Raw genomic sequence first — 17855 nt, 5'->3', positions numbered from 1 at the left:
CTTGGAGAATGGTCAGCATTCGTGTCAGGGTTCAGCGAACTCCTTTTGAAACGCCGACTTCAGGGGCACCATGGCAATTCTGGCAGCCGTCTATCACCTGACCCATTACAAATACGACCGGCCGGTCGTCTTAGGCCCGCAAGTCATAAGGTTGCAGCCTGCGCCGCATTCCCGCACCAAGGTGCTCAGCCATTCGCTGAAGGTCGGGCCGGCAAATCACTTCGTCAATCTGCAGCAGGACCCCTACGGCAATTTCCTGGCCCGCTTCGTCTTTCCCGAGCCGGTGACGGAACTGAAGATCGAGGTCGATCTCGTTGCCGACATGACGGTCTACAATCCGTTCGATTTCTTCGTCGAACCGTCGGCCGAGACGTTTCCATTCGAATACCCCGAAGAGATCCGGGACGATCTGACCATCTATCGAACGCCGGAACCGGCGGGGCCGCTGTTGGAGGCATTCCTGAAAACCATCCCGCGCCACCCGACCAACACCGTCAATTTTGTCGTCGACCTCAATGCGCGGCTACAGCGCGAGATCGCGTATATCGTGCGCATGGAAACCGGCGTCTTCTCGCCCGAGGAAACGCTGGCCGCCGGCAAGGGGTCGTGCCGCGATTCGAGCTGGCTCCTGGTGCAGATACTGAGGAACCTCGGCATCGCCGCGCGTTTCGTCTCCGGCTACCTGATCCAGCTCAAACCCGACCTCGTTGCGCTCGACGGGCCGCCCGGCACGGCGACCGATTTCACCGACCTCCATGCCTGGTGCGAGGTGTATCTGCCGGGCGCCGGCTGGATCGGCTTCGACCCGACCTCCGGCCTGCTCACCGGCGAAAGCCATGTGCCGCTCGCGGCAACGCCCCATTTCCGCAATGCCGCGCCGATCTCCGGCATGGCGAGCTTCGCCAATGTCGAATTCGGCTTCGACATGCGGGTAGACCGCATCGCCGAGCGTCCGCGCATTACCAAGCCGTTCTCCGACGAGAGCTGGCAGGCGCTGGACGCGCTGGGGGTCCAGGTCGATGCTGCGCTCCAGGCCGGCGATGTGCGGCTGACCATGGGCGGCGAGCCGACCTTCGTCTCGATCGACGATTTCGAGGCTGCAGAGTGGAACACCGCCGCCGTCGGGCCGACCAAGCGGGAAAAGGCCGATGCCCTGATCCGCCGGCTGCGCGAACGCTTCGCGCCGGGCGGCTTCCTGCATTACGGGCAAGGCAAGTGGTACCCCGGCGAAAGCCTGCCACGCTGGACCTTCTCGCTCTACTGGCGCACCGACGGCGAGCCGGTGTGGAGCGACCCGTCGCTGATCGCGCATGAAAAGAGCGAGGCGGATGTCGGACCGAAGCAGGCCGAAGGCCTGCTGACGGCGATCGCCGACGAACTCGGCATCGACAAGACGATGGTCAGCGAAGCCTATGAGGATCCCGCCGAATGGCTGCTCAAGGAAGGCAAGCTGCCGGACAACGTCGATCCTTCCAATTCGAAGCTGGAGGACCCCGAGGAGCGCAGCCGCATGGCGCGGGTGTTCGAACGCGGGCTGACCAAGCCGTCGGGCTATGTGCTGCCTGTCCAGCGCTGGAACAGCCAGGCGTCCGGACCGCGCTGGCGCTCGGAGAAGTGGAAGACGCGGCGCGGCAGGCTGTTCCTGGTGCCCGGCGATTCGCCGGTCGGCTACCGCCTGCCGCTCGGCACGCTGCCCTATGTGCCGCCGGCGCAGTTCCCCTACATAGTCCCGGTCGATCCATCGCTGCCGCGCGGACCATTGCCGGCGCGCGAGGCGATCTTGCCCGGTTCTGCTTCTCCGGCCGAACTGGAGGGCGCCGACGAGATGGCACGACGCCAGCAGGCGGTATCCTTTACGGCCGTTACCGGCCAGCAGGACCGCGTCGAACAGGAGATCACCGAGATCGGCGGCGCCGTGCGCACGGCGCTTTCGGTCGAGCCGCGCGACGGACGGCTTTGTGTGTTCATGCCGCCGGTCGAGGCGCTGGAGGATTATCTCGAACTGGTGGCGGCGGCTGAGAACGCGGCAAGGGCGATCGGCCTGCCGGTGCATATAGAAGGCTACGGCCCGCCGCACGATCCGCGCCTCAATGTCATCCGTGTCGCACCCGATCCCGGCGTCATCGAGGTCAATATCCACCCCGCTGCGAATTGGCAGGATTGCGTGGCGACGACCACGGCGATCTACGAAGAGGCGCGGCAGACGCGGCTTGGCGCCGACAAGTTCATGATCGACGGCCGCCACACCGGCACCGGCGGCGGCAACCACGTCGTCGTCGGCGGCGCAACGCCCAATGACAGTCCGTTCCTGCGCCGCCCCGACCTGTTGAAGAGCCTGGTGCTGCAATGGCAGCGGCATCCGTCGCTGTCCTATCTGTTCTCCGGCCTGTTCATTGGCCCGACCAGCCAGGCGCCGCGCTTCGACGAGGCGCGCCACGATTCGCTTTACGAACTCGAAATCGCGATGGCGCAGGTGCCGCATCCGGACAAGGGCGCGGCACCCCTGCCGTGGCTGGTCGACCGGCTGTTCCGCAATCTTCTGACCGACGTGACCGGCAATACCCATCGCTCGGAAATCTGCATCGACAAGCTGTTTTCGCCGGACGGGCCGACCGGCCGGCTTGGGCTGGTCGAATTCCGCGGCTTCGAGATGCCGCCCAACGCGCGCATGAGCCTGGCGCAGCAATTGCTGGTGCGCGCCATCATCGCCCGGGCCTGGAAGAACCCGCTCGACGGCCGCTTCGTGCGCTGGGGCACTTCGCTGCACGACCGTTTCATGCTGCCGCATTATGTCTGGGCTGACTTTCTCGATGTGCTGGACGACCTCAAGCGGAACGGCTTTGCATTCCGTCCGGAATGGTTCGACGCCCAGCTCGAATTCCGCTTCCCGTTCTGCGGCGAGGTTAGCCAAGCCGGCGTCAAGCTGGAGCTCAGGCAGGCGCTCGAGCCGTGGCACGTGATGGGCGAGCAAGGCGCGATCGGCGGCACCGTACGCTTTGTCGATTCCTCCGTCGAAAGGCTGCAGGTGAAGACCGAGGGGCTCAACCCGGAGCGTCACGCCGTCGTCTGCAACAGCCGCGTCGTGCCGATGAAGGTGACCGACAACCGCGAGATCGCGGTGGCCGGCGTGCGCTTCAAGGCCTGGCAGCCGGCGTCGGGCCTGCATCCGGCGCTGCCGGTCAACACTCCACTGGTCTTCGACATCTATGATCGCTGGTCGGGCCGCGCGGTCGGCGGCTGCGTCTACCATGTCGCGCATCCCGGCGGGCGCAGCTATGACACCTTCCCGGTCAATGGCAACGAAGCGGAGGCGCGGCGACTCGCTCGCTTCGAGCCGCGTGGCCATACGCCGTCCAGCTACGTGCTGCGCAACGAAGAAGCCTCTGAAGATTTCCCGATGACCCTTGACCTTCGGCGGCCGCAAAGACTCTGATCAGCCATGGCGAAGGGGAATCACAAAAGGCTGCGCAGCAAGCCGCAGACCCATAGTCTGCTGGAGCACTACCAGCCGATCGACGGCGTCGTCGACGAGATGGTCGATGCGTCGGGCAATCCGCGGCCGGCCTGGCGGCACTTCATCGAGGCACTGGAGGACCTGGGGCCGGAAAAGCTTGCCCAGCGCTTCGCCCGCGCCGACCAGTACCTGCGCGACGCCGGCGTCTACTACCGCGTCTATGACAAAGCCGGCGCCAACGAGCGGGAATGGCCGCTGGCGCATGTGCCGCTGCTGATCGAGGAGCAGGAATGGGCTGACATCAGCGCCGGCCTGGTCCAGCGCGCCGATCTGTTCGAGGAGACCATCGCCGACATTTACGGGCCGAACCGGCTGGTCGAGAAAGGCATTCTGCCGGCCGGATTGATCGCGGCCAGCCCGGAATATTTGCGGCCGGTCGTCGGCACCAGGCCGGCGAGCGGCCATTTCCTGCATTTCTGCGCCTTCGAGCTCGGTCGTGGCCCGGACGGCCGCTGGTGGGTGCTTGGCGACCGCACACAGGCGCCGTCGGGCGCCGGCTTTGCGCTGGAAAACCGCGTCGCCACCACAAGGGCGCTGTCCGACATCTACGGCGAAATGCATGTGCACCGCCTGGCCGGCTTCTTCCGTCGCTTCCGCGACGCGCTGATCGGCATGGCCAGGCAAGCCGGCGGCCGTGTCGCCATCCTGACGCCGGGACCGCTGAACGAAACCTATTACGAACATGCCTATATCGCCCGCTATCTCGGCATCATGCTGCTCGAGGGCGAGGACCTGACCGTCTCCGGCGGCAGGCTGATGGTGCGCACGGTTTCGGGGCTGATGCCGGTGAGCGTCTTGTGGCGGCGGCTCGACGCCGCCTTCGCCGATCCGCTTGAATTGCGGCCGGACTCGCAGATCGGCACGCCGGGGCTGGTCGAGGCGGTTCGGCAAGGGGCGGTTTCGGCCGTCAATGCACTGGGCTCCGGCCTGATGGAGACGCGCGCGTTGCTCGCCTTCCTGCCCAAGATTTCGCGCGCCCTGCGCAACGAGGAACTGCTGCTGCCGACGGTCGCGACATGGTGGTGCGGGCAGGAGACGGAGCGTGAACATGTGCTCGCCAACATCGATAGCATGGTGATCGGCCCGGCGCTGTCGACGCGGCTTGCCTTCGAGGACGACGGCTCGACCAAGCTCGGGTCGGCGCTGTCGGTCGAGGAACGGGCCGAACTGGTCGCCAGGATCGAACGGGACGGCGGCGACTTCGTCGGCCAGGAAGCGGTGACGCTGTCGACCACGCCTGTCTATGTCGGCGGTTGGCTGGAGCCGCGGCCGGCAAGCCTGCGCGTCTATCTGGCGCGGACGCCGGAAGGCTGGACCGTGATGCCGGGCGGGTTTGCCCGTGTCGGCTTTTCGCTCGACCCGACGGCCATCGCCATGCAGCGCGGCGGCCAGGCGGCGGATGTCTGGGTGGTCAGCGACAGGCCGGTCGAGCGCGAGACACTGCTGCCGCAGGAGCACGACAGCTTCACCCGAACCCTGCCGGGCAGCCTGCCCAGCCGCGCGGCTGAGAACCTGACATGGCTCGGCCGCTATATCGAGCGATCGGAAGACACGGTGCGCATCCTGCGCGCCTACCATGTGCGGCTGGCCGAGACATCCGATCCCGAGATGCCGCTGCTCGCCGATATCAGCGACTATCTCGCGCCGTTCGGCATCGACGTCGAGACGGCAATCCCATTGGGGCTCATCGGCACGCTGGACAGCGCCGTTTACAGCGCCGGGCAGATCCGCGACCGCTTCTCGCCCGATGGCTGGCTGGCATTGAAGGATCTGTCGAAGACCATCCATCAATTTGCCGCGACCGTGGCGCCGGGCGACGACGCGACAAGGGCAATGACGGTCATCCTGCGCAAGCTGGCCGGGTTTTCCGGCCTGCTGCACGAGAACATGTACCGCTTTGCCGGCTGGCGTTTCCTGGAAATCGGCCGCAGGCTCGAACGCGGCATCCAGATCGCCCGCACGCTCGCCCGGCTGACCGGAGCCCAGGCGCCGGAAGGTGCGCTCGACATGGTGCTGGAGATCGGCGACAGCGTCATGACCCACCGTCGGCAGTATCCGGTGCAGGCGGGGCGGCGCACCGTGGTCGACCTTCTGGCGCTCGATCCGCTCAACCCGCGCTCAATCCTTTTCCAGCTCGAACGGCTGAAGGCCGAAATCGCGCTGCTGCCCGCTGTCGGCGCTGAAGGCCATATGTCGCCGGCGGCCAAGGAAATCCTGCAGCTCAACACGTCGATCGCCATCAAGGAGCCCTCGGACATGACGGCCAAGGCCCTCGGCGATCTCGCCAATGAAATCGGCGGGCTCTACAACAGCCTCGCCAAAGCCTATTTCGGGTAGAGACAGCATGCTCTACGACATCAGGCTTCACCTGCGTTACGACTATGATGCGGCGGCCGGCGGTGGCCGCCATCAGGTGCGCGTGCTGCCGCCGACCATCCCTGGCGTGCAGCGCGTCATCGCCGCTTCACTGTCTTTTGTGCCGGCGCCCAGCGAACGTTCCGACTTTTCCGACTTTTTCGGCAACAGTGTCACCTCGATCGCCTTTCGTGACGCGCATGATGCGCTCGACATCAGGATGAGCGCGCGTGTTTCAGTGTCGCGGCCCGAACCCGGGCTCGACGTATCGCCGGACATACGCCGGCTGAGGGAAGAACTCGGCGCAGTGCACTCGCTGGCGCCGGCTTCGCCGCATCACTTTCTGGCCGCCAGCGATCATGCCGGCATCGACGCGGCAATCACTGCCTATGCGAAAGGCAGTGCCGGCGGTTCGACAGTCGGCACGGCCATGGCTCTGTGCAACCGCATTCACCGCGATTTCACCTATGACGGCGAGGCGACCACCGTGCAGACGCGAGCCAGCGACGCCTTTGGCCTGAAGCGCGGCGTCTGCCAGGATTTCTCCCACATCATGATCGCCGGCCTGCGCGGCCTCGGTATTCCCGCGGGCTATGTCAGCGGGTTCCTGCGCACCATCCCGCCGCGCGGGAAGCCGCGGCTCGAAGGCGCCGACGCCATGCACGCCTGGGTCAAGGTGTGGTGCGGGCGCGATGCCGGCTGGCAGGAATTCGATCCGACCAATGGCATGCGGGCTAGCAACGACCATATCACGGTCGGCTACGGCCGCGATTACTCCGATGTGGCGCCGATCGTCGGCGTGCTGAAAACCACCGGTGGACAGGTCGGCGAGCAGGCGGTCGACGTCGTTCCGGTCGTGCTCGAAAAGGCGTGACGACGCACGTCTTCGACGCACGGCGACGTCGATAGGCTGTTCTGGGACCAAGAGATCAAGAGGCGTTGGAACCCGCAGCCGGCAAGCGGCTTATCTACGGAAATTCCGTGGAGAGGACATGCTGGACAAATCCGGGTCGTCGTCTGGCCAATCGGCTGTGAGGAAAGCTGCACCAAAAAACGCGGTGCCGCACAACGGAGCGCTGGAGAACGGCGCGCAAGCCTCGGCCGTTCGGGCCTCGCTCAACTATGTCACCGACACTGAACCCGGTATTCGCCGGCTGCGTTCGGGCAAGGGGTTCTCGTACAAAGGACCCGACGGGCGGATTGTCGACGGGGAGGCGCTGGCACGCATCAAGGCGCTCGCCATTCCACCGGCCTGGACGGATGTGTGGATCTCGCCGGATGCCGACGGTCACATCCAGGCGACCGGTCGGGACCAGCGCGGCCGCAAACAATACCGCTATCACCCGCACTGGGCGGAGGAGCGTGACGGCGTCAAATATTCGAGCCTGATTGCCTTCGCCGAAAGCCTGCCCGAACTGCGGCGGCAGATCGAGGTCGATTTGCGCCGTCACGGCCTGCCGCTGGAACGCGTCGTTGCGGCTATCGTCTGGCTGCTCGACAACACGATGATCCGTGTCGGCAATGCCGCCTATGCCCGCGACAACAAGAGTTTTGGGCTGACCACGCTGCGTGACCGCCATGTCGACATCAAGGGCTCGAGCCTGCGCTTTGCCTTCATCGGTAAATCCGGCAAGGAATGGAGATTGAAACTTGTCGATCGCCGGATTGCCAAGGTCGTGCGTGGAGCGCAGGACCTGCCGGGCCAAAAACTGTTCCAGTATCTCGACGAGGACGGAAACAGGCATCCGGTGCGCTCAGACGACGTCAACCGCTATATCAGGGAAAATGCCGGAGCGGAGTTCAGCTCCAAGCACTTCAGAACCTGGGGTGGCACCATCCATGCGGCGTCGCTGTTTGCGCAAACCGAACGTCCGGAAAGCCAGGCGCAGCAAAAGCGGGTGATGAACAATGTCATCGACAAGGTTGCCGAGCGGCTCGGCAATACGCGCGCGGTTTGTCGCCAATGCTACATCCATCCGGAAGTGTTCCGCGCCTGGCCCGAAGGACGGCTGCTGGACGAAATGGCGGATGCCAACCAAGGCAAGCGCTCGATCGCCGGGCTCGACGACGAGGAGGCCTTGGTCTTGAGATGGCTGAAGGCGAGGGAATGACGCCGGACGGAGCGTATTTTTTTGTCGACGCCGTGTCGGCATCGGTCCTAGTGTTTCGTCCTTTGACAGAGAAAAGGACGACCCATGCTCTACGCGATCCTCTGCTATGCCTCCGAAGACGTCGTCTGCTCCTGGAGCAAGGAGCAGGACGACGCCGTCATGGAAAAACTTCTGGGTGTGCAGGAAAAATATGCCCAGGCGGGCCGGCTTGGCCCGGTGGCGCGGCTCTTGCCGACGACCGCGGCGACGACGCTGAGGAAGGTCAAGGGCGAATCGATCGTCATCGACGGCCCGTTTGCCGAAACCAAGGAACAGTTCCTCGGCTTTTACACGCTCGAATGCGCCGACCTCGATGAGGCCGTCGACTTCGCGCGCGAGCTTTCCGAGGTCAACCCGAGCGGCGGCTCCTACGAAATCCGGCCGGTCTCGCTGTTCAATCCCGCCAAGGTTTCCGCATGACCGAACTCGCCTGGATCAGCACGGCAATCAGCACCGCTCGCCCGCAGGCGATGGGGGCATTGCTGCGCTACTTCCGCGACCTCGACGCGGCGGAGGAAGCATTCCAGGACGCCTGCCTGAGGGCACTGAACAACTGGCCGAAAAACGGTCCGCCGCGCGATCCGGCAGCCTGGCTGATCTTCGTCGGCCGCAACAGCGGCATCGATGCGGTGCGCAAGCGCGCCAAGCAGGCGCCGCTGCCGGAGGAGGACCAGATCTCCGATCTGGAGGATGCCGAGAGCGACGTCGCCGAGCGGCTGGACGGGGCGCATTACCGCGACGATATTTTGCGGCTGCTGTTTATCTGCTGCCATCCCGACCTGCCGGCCACACAGCAGATCGCGGTGGCGTTGCGCATCGTCTCCGGCCTGACGGTCAAGCAGATCGCCCGCGCCTTCCTCGTCGGTGAAAGCGCCATGGAGCAGCGTATCACGCGCGCCAAGGCGCGTATCGCCGACGCCGGGGTGCCGTTCGAGACGCCGGGAGCGGTCGAGCGCTCCGAACGGCTCGCCGCCGTCGCCGCCATGGTCTACCTGATCTTCAACGAAGGCTATTCCAGCAACAGCGGCGAGGCTTCGGCGCGTGCGCCGCTTTGCGAAGAGGCGATCCGGCTGGCCCGGCTGCTGCTCAGGCTGTTCCAGACCGAGCCGGAGATCATGGGGCTGACGGCGCTGTTGCTGCTGCAGCATGCACGCTCGCCGGCTCGCTTCGACGAGAACGGCGAGATCGTGCTGCTCGAAGACCAGGACCGCAGCCTGTGGAGCCGCAAGATGATCGATGAAGGCCTGGCGCTGGTCGATAAGGCGTTGCGCCATCGCAAGCCCGGTCCCTACCAGGTGCAAGCGGCGATCGCCGCACTGCATGCGCGGGCGGAAAAGCCCGAGGACACGGACTGGAACGAGATCGACCTGCTCTACGGCCTGCTCGAGCAGATGCAGCCGTCGCCGGTGGTGATGCTCAACCGCGCCGTCGCGGTCTCCAAGGTGCGTGGACCGGAAGCCGCACTCGCCATGATCGAGCCGCTGGAGGGAAGGCTTTCCGGCTATTTCCATTTCTTCGGCCTCAAGGGCGGACTGCTGATGCAGCTTGGCCGCGGCGAGGAGGCGCGTGTCGCTTTCGACCGCGCCATCGCGCTCGCCAATACGGCCGCCGAGGCAGCGCATATCCGCATGCATATCGACCGGCTGATGAAAGAAAGCGCCGTGCGGGAAACCGCCAAGACGGCACACTGATTCGCTCTATCTGGCTGGTTCAACAGTCGGACGCCGGCTTGGACCATGCCGGGGTGGCGATTTCTCCCTGAAACGCGTAATGCCACGCCATGACAGCGCCTGGTGTGCCGACCGGCAGGGAGTGGGTATGGCGCAAGGCTTGGACCGACGCCATATGAGCGACGGAATCTGAAAGGGATGAAAATGACGATTGCGAAGGAAACGGCCGGGCTTCTGGCGAAACTGGGCGTTGCCGAGCGCGCGCTTACGGGCGGCGATCTTATCGTGCGCAGCCCGGTGACCGGCGAGCAGATCGCCGCGCTGAAGACCATCTCGCCGGCCGATGCGGCAACGACCATCGACAATGCCCACAGAGCTTTCCTGGCGTGGCGGCAGGTGCCAGCTCCCAAGCGTGGCGAACTGGTGCGGCTGCTCGGCGAGGAATTGCGCACACACAAGGCCGAGCTTAGCCGGTTGGTATCGATCGAAGTCGGCAAGATCCCATCCGAAGGTCTTGGCGAAGTGCAGGAGATGATCGACATCTGCGATTTCGCCGTCGGTCTTTCCCGGCAATTGTACGGCCTGACCATCGCCACCGAGCGTCCCGGCCATCGCATGATGGAGACCTGGCATCCGCTCGGCGTCGTAGGCGTCATCTCGGCCTTCAACTTTCCGGTCGCGGTGTGGTCGTGGAACGCAGCACTTGCGCTGGTCTGCGGCGACGCGGTGGTGTGGAAGCCGTCGGAGAAGACACCGCTGACGGCGCTCGCCTGTGAGGCGATTTTTGCACGCGCGGTAAAGCGTTTCGGTGCTGACGCGCCGCAGGGACTGGCGCCCGTGCTGATCGGCGATCGCGCCGTCGGCGAGATCCTGGTCGATCATCCCAAGGTGCCGCTGGTCTCGGCCACCGGCTCGACGCGCATGGGCAGGGATGTCGGCCCACGGCTGGCGAAGCGCTTTGCCCGTGCCGTGCTGGAGCTCGGCGGCAACAATGCCGGCATCGTCTGCCCGACGGCCGATCTGGACATGGCGCTCCGCGCTATCGCCTTCGGCGCCATGGGCACGGCCGGCCAGCGCTGCACGACGCTCAGGCGCCTGTTCGTGCATGAGAGCGTCTATGACCAGCTCGTTCCGCGCCTGAAGAAGGCTTATGAGAGCGTCTCGGTCGGCAATCCGCTGGAGACAAGCGCTCTGGTTGGCCCGCTGATCGACAAGGCTGCCTACGAGAATATGCAGAAGGCGCTGGAGGAGGCGGCTTCGCATGGCGGTAAGATAACCGGCGGAATGCGGGTCGAGAACGGTCACCCCGACGCCTACTATGTGCGTCCGGCGCTGGTCGAAATGCCGCGGCAGGTTTCGCCGGTGACGGAGGAAACCTTCGCGCCCATCCTCTATGTGATGAAATATTCGGACTTCGACACCGTGCTAGAAGAACACAATGCCGTGGGAGCGGGGCTGTCATCCTCGATCTTTACCCGCGACCTGCAGGAATCCGAGCGCTTTCTTAGCGTCGACGGATCGGACTGCGGTATCGCCAACGTCAATATAGGCACGTCAGGGGCCGAGATCGGCGGTGCCTTCGGTGGCGAGAAGGAAACCGGCGGCGGCCGCGAGAGCGGCTCCGATGCCTGGAAGGCCTATATGCGGCGCGCCACCAATACGGTGAATTATTCCAAGGCGCTGCCGCTTGCGCAGGGCGTGTCGTTCGACATCGATTGAAATGCCAGATCTCCGTCGCGGCGGCGCCAAGGCTGCCACGACGGCGGTCGGCTCGCGGTTCAGCTGGCTTGCGAAGTTACAACACAGTTGTCGAAGGCTGCATCGATGATGGCGAGCTTGATGGCCTGGGCGGTCATGTATTCCTGATAGAACTCGCTCGACACCCACATGACCGAGTGACCGCGCTGGCCCAGCCAGCCGATGCTGCCGAGTTCTTCGGCATCGCGCAATTTGCGTGACAGGTGGGTGCGGGAAAGCTTGAGCCAGTTCGCGAAATCTCCAATTGAGACGACACCGGTCGGGATTCGGTCCAGGTCGGCATGATCGGGGTCGACGCCGGACATCAGCCAATCCATGACGATGCCGCCATTGTCGAGCCAGGTGAACAAGGAAAAGGTCTGTCTCGGCTCCCGCACGGCATGCGACGAAAGCAGGCCGTCGGCCACCAGCGGCTGCAGTTTGGCGAGCATGTCCGGTTGTGCGACGAATGCAGCCAGTCGAAATCCGCTGTCCAGGCTGTCCAGGCTGTCCAGCGTTCTGAGATGAGCCATGACCCAGCCGGCAACCGTCTCCAGAGTGCCCGCGGTCGGCTCAAAGGGGCGGATGCGCCCACATTTGATCGGCAGATGCCGGATGAAGCCGTAATGCAGCATCTCCTTCAGGAAGGCGTCGGCGGTGTTGCGGCTGGCCACCGAATGCCGGCAGATGTCGTCCATGAACCGTGCGGACGTAAGTCCCTTGCGATGATCGTCCGGCTCTCGATTGAAATACAAGGCAAGACCGATATGGGCCATCAGCCAACGTTGTTGGGTGGCGAATACGGAGGCCAGCCGCGGGTTCGCTTCATAGGTCTGGAGAAGCGTCCGCGACTGAGCCTGGACATGGCGACGCAGCGCCGGATGGCGGGCAATGTCTTCAGAAACCAGCGCCATCCCCGCCGAGCCCAACCAAATTTGCAACTGGAAATACGATCACAATTTCAGCCTTCGCGGGTCGTGTCCAGAGCCGGCGCATCAGGATACGAGCCGAATCCCGCCGGCTGGTAGCTGAATTCCGCCACTTGATCGCCGAGGCTGATCTCGCGAGGCGCTGATCTCCCTGCAGAAGGCTAGCCCGCTCGAACCCGCCAATGATGGCCTCGCCCCGTCCAGCCCGTGCTCCCGCCGATGGCGACGCGGAACCAACACAAGCTTTGCTCGTTGAAGAACGCTGATTTGGACTGAGACTGTGAGGAACTACAAAATGGAGAATGGCCTTTTCGCCACGCCGCCTGCACCGTTACGGAAAACAGAGTCGGTTTGGCTACGGGCGCTCAAATGGCTGTTGCGCCGGGTGCGCAGCGCCTCCGACAGCTCCGGAACCATGTTGAAGCCAATCCTTTCCGGACCTGAGGATGATAGCGGGCCTACTCCGCCTCGACGCGCTTGAGGCTGATTGCACTGCGATCCTGACGCCAAAATAACCGGTCGCATGTCTTTTCATCACTGCCGCGACGGCGACAGCCATGACCGCTTCGAAGGCCTGCGACGGCGATGTGTTCGCCTGATGCAGCGGCGGGAGCGGCAGTGCCGCGTAACGGCGGGAACCATTGGGCGTGCTTGGCTATTAGATACAGGCGGCTGCTGGTCTGCCGGGCCAGGAGCCATAGCTATGATCATTAATCCCCCACCGGAAAGCGCCATCCCGGCATCCGTTCCGTCGGTCGATCCAAAAGCCGCCCCGACGCCTCGCAATGCCGAAGCGGAGGTCTTTTATATCGAGGCGATCCGCGAGCTTGTCACGACCGGCATCCCCTTTCTCGTCGCCGGCACCTATGCCGTAAGCGCCTATACCGGGATCACCCGCCTGACCAAGGATCTCGATATTTTCTGCAAGGCCGGCGACTGCCCGCGCATCCTCGCCCATTTCAAGCGGATCGGTTACGCCGTCGTGGTCGAGGACGACCGGTGGCTCGGCAAAGTGTTCAAGGGCACGCATTTTTTCGACGTCATTTTCGCCTCGATGAACGGCACAATGCCCGTCGACGACCTGTGGCTGGAGCACGCCCGTCAGGGCGAATTGCTGGGCAGCCAGGTGCGGATCATCGGCCCAACCGAGCTTATCTGGTCCAAAAGCTTCATCCAGGACCGCCGCCGCCACGATGGCGCCGACGTCGCGCACACCATCCTCAAGGCGCACGACCAGATCGATTGGCAAAGGCTGCTTTCCTACATGGAAGTCCATTGGGAAGTCTTGCTGATGCATCTCTTGAACTTCCGATGGATCTATCCGACGGAGCGAGACCGTGTGCCGGCGTGGCTGCTCGACGAATTGCTCGACCGGCTGGCCAAACAGCGCGAACTGCCGCCTTCCCGGATGCGGATCTGCCGCGGGCGCATGCTTTCACGAACCGACTATGAGATCGACGTCAAGGAATGGGGCTTTGCCGACGTCGGCGGTGAAGGAGAATATAGCGATGGCTGACGAACTCAAACCTGCTTCGGCAAAGGCGGAAAACGGCGGCACACTCAAGATCGCCGCCATTGGCGATCTGCATGTCGGCAAGGAGGACCAGGCGTCGTACCGCGATCTTTTCGGCGAGATGTCGCGCGAAGCCCAGGTTCTCGTGCTGACCGGCGACCTTACCAATCTCGGCAAGCCTCGGGAGGCCGAAATCCTTGCCGAGGAACTGCGTGCCTGCACGATCCCGGTCGTCGCCGTACTTGGCAACCACGACTATGAGTCAGGCGCCGTCGAGCAGGTCACCGACATTCTGCGCCAGGCGGGCGTTCATCTGCTCGATGGCGAGGCGACGGAGATTCACGAGGTCGGGTTCGTCGGGGTCAAGGGTTTCGTTGGCGGTTTTGGATCGCGCATGCTCGGCTCCTTCGGCGAACCGGCCATCAAGTCGATGGTGGCGGAAAGCGTGAACGAAGCGATGCGGCTTGAAAACGCGATGCGGCAGGTCCGCGCCAAACGCACGCTTGTCGTTCTGCACTACGCGCCTGTCGTCGAGACGGTCGAAGGCGAGCCGCTGGAGATCTTCCCATTTCTCGGTTCGTCACGCCTGGCCGAAACAATAGACCGGTTCCAGGTCAGTGCGGTGGTGCATGGTCATGCGCATCGCGGCGCCTACGAGGGCCGTACGCCGGGCGGGGCGTCGGTCTATAACGTTGCCATGCATGTCGCCAAGCCGACGGGCCGCCCCTACGCCATGCTCGAAATCTGACAGGCAGCGCCACTGGCGCAAGCAATCGCCCGTGCACGCTGCAGAACGATCATGGCACTTGCCGGGTAACAGCCATCCGCTTCGGTGGAATGTCGTTTTCATCCGGGTTGGGAACGGGATCTTCGTCGGGGAGCCTGTCGGGGTCCGGCTCACGCACGGGCTTGGGATCGGGGATGGGAGGCGGTGGCACCGGGGTCGGTGTTGGCTCGGGTGTGGGAATAGTGGCCATCGTAATCATCTCCTCTTGGCGCAGAACAACGCAACGGGTCGGCTGGTTCCCGGCTTGCCCGTTTTTGGAACTACACCGTCGCGCCTGCGGGTCAGCCCATCTCCGGATTCGGCTGGCTGCCGCCTGACTTGCTTGACCGCAGCAGCAGCGCCAGCGGAACGAGCAGGGCGGTTGCCACCGCGCAGTAGCGGAAGACATCGACATAGGCGAGCAGCGTGGCCTGGCGAGCGATCAACTGACCAAGCCAGGCGATCGCCTGCTGCTTCGCCTCGACCATTGGCGAACCCTGGGCGACGAAATGCTCGGTCGCCTGCCGAAGCGCCTGCTGATAGGCGGGCGACGACTGCACGGTGTGGCCGACCAGATTCGATTGATGGATCTGGGAGCTTTGCGCAATGACGGTGTTGGACAGCGAGACGCCGATGCTGCCGCCGATATTGCGTGCAACGTTGATCAGCGCAGATGCCTGGTTGGTCTTCTGCGGGGGCAGGCCGACATAGGCCGCGGTCGAGATGGGAATGAACAGGAACGGCAGCCCGACCATCAGGAAAACACGGGCAAAGGCAAAGAAGCGGAAGCTGGCGTCCGGAGTAAGCGAGGTCATATGCCAAAGGGCCACTGCGACCACCGACATGCCCATCATGATCAGATATTTGGGCTGCACGATGCTGCCTACAAATCCGGACACCGGCATCAAGATCAACATGGCGATGCCGCCCGGCATCATCGAAAGGCCCGAGAGCGTCGCGGTGTAGGCAAATGTCGTCTGCTGCAGCTGAGGCACGATCTGGGTGGTGCTGAACAGGATAGCACCGACCGCCATCATGACCAGGAACGCCGTGCCGAACTGGCGCGTGAATAATAGGCGCATGTCGACGACCGGATCGCTGCGACTGAGTTCCCATGGGATAAGCAGCAGGAACGCGATCGCGGAAATCACTGCGAAAGTGGTGATGAAATCCGAGGCGAACCAATCGTAGCGCTGGCCCCGGTCGAGAAAAATCTCCAGGCACCCCAATGCCGTCGCTACCAGGACGAACCCGATCCCGTCGATCTTCAGGCCGCCTTTCAGCCGTTCCTTGCGTTCGCGTTCGAGTACGTCCGGTTCGACCAACAGCCATTGCACCAGGGCCAGCGACAGGATGCCGAACGGCACGTTGATGAAGAAGATCCAGTGCCAGGAGAAATGGTCGGTCAGCCAGCCGCCGATCGTCGGCCCGACCGTCGGTGCGACGATGACGGCAATGCCGTAAAGCGCGAAGGCCTGCGAGCGCTTTTCTGGCGGAAAGGTATCGGCAAGGATCGATTGCTCGCTTGGCGCCATGCCGCCGCCGCCGAGTCCCTGAAGGACCCTGAACAGGATGAGCAGTTCCAGGTTGGGCGCCAGTCCGCACAGCAGCGACGCGACGGTAAAGGTCGCAACGCAGAGCATGTAGTAGCGCTTGCGGCCGATGACGCTTGCCAGCCAGCCGCTGACCGGGATGATCACCGAGTTGGCAACGAGATAGGTGGTAATCACCCAGGTGCTTTCGTCCATTCCGGCCGCCAGGCTGCCGGCGATGTTGCGCAGGGCGACATTGGCGATCGAGGTGTCGAGCACCAGCATGAAAGTGGCGATGGAGACGACGACGGCGATAAGCCAGGGATTGTGCGTCCCGGCGGCGGATCGGCTTTCACCCTGATTTCTGGCGGTTTCGCCGCTCATCGCACCTTGACCGTCGGCACCACCGACAGGCCCGGCCCGAGAAGCACATCCGGCGGCTTGTCGAAGACGATCTTGACCGGCACGCGCTGTACCACCTTGACGAAATTGCCGGTGGCATTTTCGGCCGGCAGGAGGCTGAAGGCGGTGCCGCTGCCGGCCTGAATACTGTCGACGCGACCATGGAAGGACTTGTCCGGGTAGGCGTCGATGTCGATGTCGACCGGCTGTCCCTGCCGCATCAGATCGAGCTGCGTCTCCTTGAAATTGGCCTTCACCCAGACCTCGTCGGGAACGAACATCATCAATACCTGGCCAGGTTGGGCGTAGGTGCCGTTAGCCGCAGAAATGCTCGTTGCCCGCCCGGCTGCGGGTGCTGTGATAGTCGTGCGTGACAGCGTCGTGCGGGCTTGCTCCTGGCTGGCCTTGGCCTGCTCGAGCTGCGCCTCGGCGCTCCTGGCCTGTGCCTGCAAGACCGAAACCTGGCTTTTTGCGGAGGCGACATTGGCCTCGGCGCTGTCCAGCGCGGCCTGGTCCTGACGCAACGTCGATGCCGCCTGCTGCGCCTGCTGCTGCGTTGCCGTGCCCCTGGCCAGGAGTTCGCGATTGCGTTGATCCTCGGCCTTGGCGAAATCCAGCGCTGCCTTGGCCTGTGCAACCTGCCTCTGGGCAGCGTTTACCTTTGCGTTTTGAGCCTCGATCTGGGCGGCGACATTGACGATTTCGGCCTCGGCCGCGGCGACGCCGGCATCGGCCTGCTTCAGGTTTGCCTGATAGTCGCTGTCGTCGATACGCAGGAGGACATCGCCCGCCTGTACATGCTGATTGTCGGTAACCGCCAGCTCGGTAAGGCGGCCGGCTATTTGCGCACCGATCGTCACTGTGCGCGCATCTATGAAGGCGTCGTCGGTCGATTCGTACTGGCGAGCGTTCAGCCACCAGATCGCGATGCCTGCCACGACGAGCAACAGCGCAAGCGCGATGGCTGCGGCCGCATAGGGATGGCGCCTGGGAAAGCCGAGCAGACCGGCCTTTCGTTGCGAGGCATTCCCGTCGGGTTTTTCCTGCCGGGGCTCTGCCGATCGCTCACGAGATTCTCGAACCGGGGCCGGTTGCTCCCGGGTTTCATTTACAGGCTCGACGTCTTGCTCGACGCGTTGAGGCTTCGTGTCCAACGGAATTGCTTTCAAGATTGATATTGCAGCCGCCGAAGCGGACGCAAAGCCAAACGGCAAGCTTCCGCAAAAGTTCCTGTCCGGAAACGGGTTCGGTTAACCGGTCGACATCGAACACAGGCGGGGGCGCGTC

At 63.9% G+C, this 17855-nt stretch carries 12 protein-coding genes; 9 read left to right on the top strand and 3 right to left on the bottom strand.

What is annotated here, in order from left to right; all coding sequences use genetic code 11:
• The first annotated feature begins 70 nt into the window (after nucleotides 1–70).
• The 7 genes from NKH04_RS04970 to amaB all read left to right on the top strand — a co-directional run bounded on the left by NKH04_RS04970 (nucleotide 71) and on the right by amaB (nucleotide 11408).
• Nucleotides 71–3433, top strand: coding sequence for a transglutaminase family protein (locus NKH04_RS04970; RefSeq protein WP_352918206.1), 3363 nt, complete (start codon nucleotides 71–73; stop codon nucleotides 3431–3433).
• 6 nt (nucleotides 3434–3439) lie between these two features.
• Nucleotides 3440–5851 (top strand): circularly permuted type 2 ATP-grasp protein, encoded by a 2412-nt coding sequence (locus NKH04_RS04965; protein WP_352918204.1) that lies wholly within the window; start codon nucleotides 3440–3442, stop codon nucleotides 5849–5851.
• Nucleotides 5852–5858: 7 nt separating this feature from the next.
• Nucleotides 5859–6743, top strand: a complete 885-nt coding sequence (locus NKH04_RS04960) for a transglutaminase family protein (protein WP_352833798.1) — start codon at nucleotides 5859–5861, stop codon at nucleotides 6741–6743.
• A gap of 118 nt (nucleotides 6744–6861) precedes the next feature.
• The gene (locus NKH04_RS04955) at nucleotides 6862–7980 is read left to right on the top strand and encodes a DNA topoisomerase IB (protein WP_352918202.1); all 1119 of its coding nucleotides are present in this window, start codon (nucleotides 6862–6864) and stop codon (nucleotides 7978–7980) included.
• An 84-nt stretch (nucleotides 7981–8064) separates the two neighbouring features.
• Nucleotides 8065–8439 (top strand): YciI family protein, encoded by a 375-nt coding sequence (locus NKH04_RS04950; protein WP_254817007.1) that lies wholly within the window; start codon nucleotides 8065–8067, stop codon nucleotides 8437–8439.
• On the top strand, nucleotides 8436–9710 hold the full coding sequence (locus NKH04_RS04945; RefSeq protein WP_352918200.1) for an RNA polymerase sigma factor: 1275 nt from the start codon (nucleotides 8436–8438) through the stop codon (nucleotides 9708–9710). Before NKH04_RS04950 ends, NKH04_RS04945 begins: the two co-directional genes overlap by 4 nt.
• A gap of 183 nt (nucleotides 9711–9893) precedes the next feature.
• Entirely contained in the window at nucleotides 9894–11408 is a 1515-nt protein-coding gene (gene amaB / locus NKH04_RS04940; protein WP_352918198.1) for an L-piperidine-6-carboxylate dehydrogenase, read from the top strand.
• Nucleotides 11409–11467: 59 nt separating this feature from the next.
• On the opposite strand, the gene NKH04_RS04935 is transcribed toward amaB, so the two are convergent.
• Entirely contained in the window at nucleotides 11468–12340 is an 873-nt protein-coding gene (locus NKH04_RS04935) for a hypothetical protein (protein WP_352539484.1), read from the bottom strand.
• A 718-nt stretch (nucleotides 12341–13058) separates the two neighbouring features.
• Between NKH04_RS04935 and NKH04_RS04930 the strand changes: the two genes are divergently transcribed.
• Entirely contained in the window at nucleotides 13059–13871 is an 813-nt protein-coding gene (locus NKH04_RS04930) for a nucleotidyltransferase family protein (protein WP_352539322.1), read from the top strand.
• Nucleotides 13864–14616 (top strand): metallophosphoesterase family protein, encoded by a 753-nt coding sequence (locus NKH04_RS04925; RefSeq protein ID WP_352469581.1) that lies wholly within the window; start codon nucleotides 13864–13866, stop codon nucleotides 14614–14616. Before NKH04_RS04930 ends, NKH04_RS04925 begins: the two co-directional genes overlap by 8 nt.
• 320 nt (nucleotides 14617–14936) lie before the next feature.
• Here the strand turns inward: NKH04_RS04925 and NKH04_RS04920 are convergent, their stop codons facing one another.
• A complete protein-coding gene (locus tag NKH04_RS04920) occupies nucleotides 14937–16550 on the bottom strand; it encodes a DHA2 family efflux MFS transporter permease subunit (protein WP_352539321.1) in 1614 nt (537 codons plus the stop codon).
• Nucleotides 16547–17722, bottom strand: coding sequence for an HlyD family secretion protein (locus tag NKH04_RS04915; protein ID WP_353044044.1), 1176 nt, complete (start codon nucleotides 17720–17722; stop codon nucleotides 16547–16549). The genes NKH04_RS04920 and NKH04_RS04915 overlap by 4 nt, the downstream gene beginning before the upstream one ends.
• Nucleotides 17723–17855: the final 133 nt, after the last annotated feature.

Origin of the sequence: Mesorhizobium sp. M1365 (assembly GCF_040317865.1) — a bacterium.
Lineage (GTDB): Bacteria > Pseudomonadota > Alphaproteobacteria > Rhizobiales > Rhizobiaceae > Mesorhizobium.
This window is presented reverse-complemented; position numbering and strand designations above follow the sequence as displayed.

Excerpts from the sequence above, each read along its gene's own strand:
- NKH04_RS04970 (WP_352918206.1), top strand. The coding sequence starts at position 71 with ATGGCAATTCTGGCAGCCGTCTATCACCTGACCCATTACAAATACGAC.
- NKH04_RS04965 (WP_352918204.1), top strand. The coding sequence starts at position 3,440 with ATGGCGAAGGGGAATCACAAAAGGCTGCGCAGCAAGCCGCAGACCCAT.
- NKH04_RS04960 (WP_352833798.1), top strand. The coding sequence starts at position 5,859 with ATGCTCTACGACATCAGGCTTCACCTGCGTTACGACTATGATGCGGCG.
- NKH04_RS04955 (WP_352918202.1), top strand. The coding sequence starts at position 6,862 with ATGCTGGACAAATCCGGGTCGTCGTCTGGCCAATCGGCTGTGAGGAAA.
- NKH04_RS04950 (WP_254817007.1), top strand. The coding sequence starts at position 8,065 with ATGCTCTACGCGATCCTCTGCTATGCCTCCGAAGACGTCGTCTGCTCC.
- NKH04_RS04945 (WP_352918200.1), top strand. The coding sequence starts at position 8,436 with ATGACCGAACTCGCCTGGATCAGCACGGCAATCAGCACCGCTCGCCCG.
- amaB (WP_352918198.1), top strand. The coding sequence starts at position 9,894 with ATGACGATTGCGAAGGAAACGGCCGGGCTTCTGGCGAAACTGGGCGTT.
- NKH04_RS04935 (WP_352539484.1), bottom strand. The coding sequence starts at position 12,340 with ATGGCGCTGGTTTCTGAAGACATTGCCCGCCATCCGGCGCTGCGTCGC.
- NKH04_RS04930 (WP_352539322.1), top strand. The coding sequence starts at position 13,059 with ATGATCATTAATCCCCCACCGGAAAGCGCCATCCCGGCATCCGTTCCG.
- NKH04_RS04925 (WP_352469581.1), top strand. The coding sequence starts at position 13,864 with ATGGCTGACGAACTCAAACCTGCTTCGGCAAAGGCGGAAAACGGCGGC.
- NKH04_RS04920 (WP_352539321.1), bottom strand. The coding sequence starts at position 16,550 with ATGAGCGGCGAAACCGCCAGAAATCAGGGTGAAAGCCGATCCGCCGCC.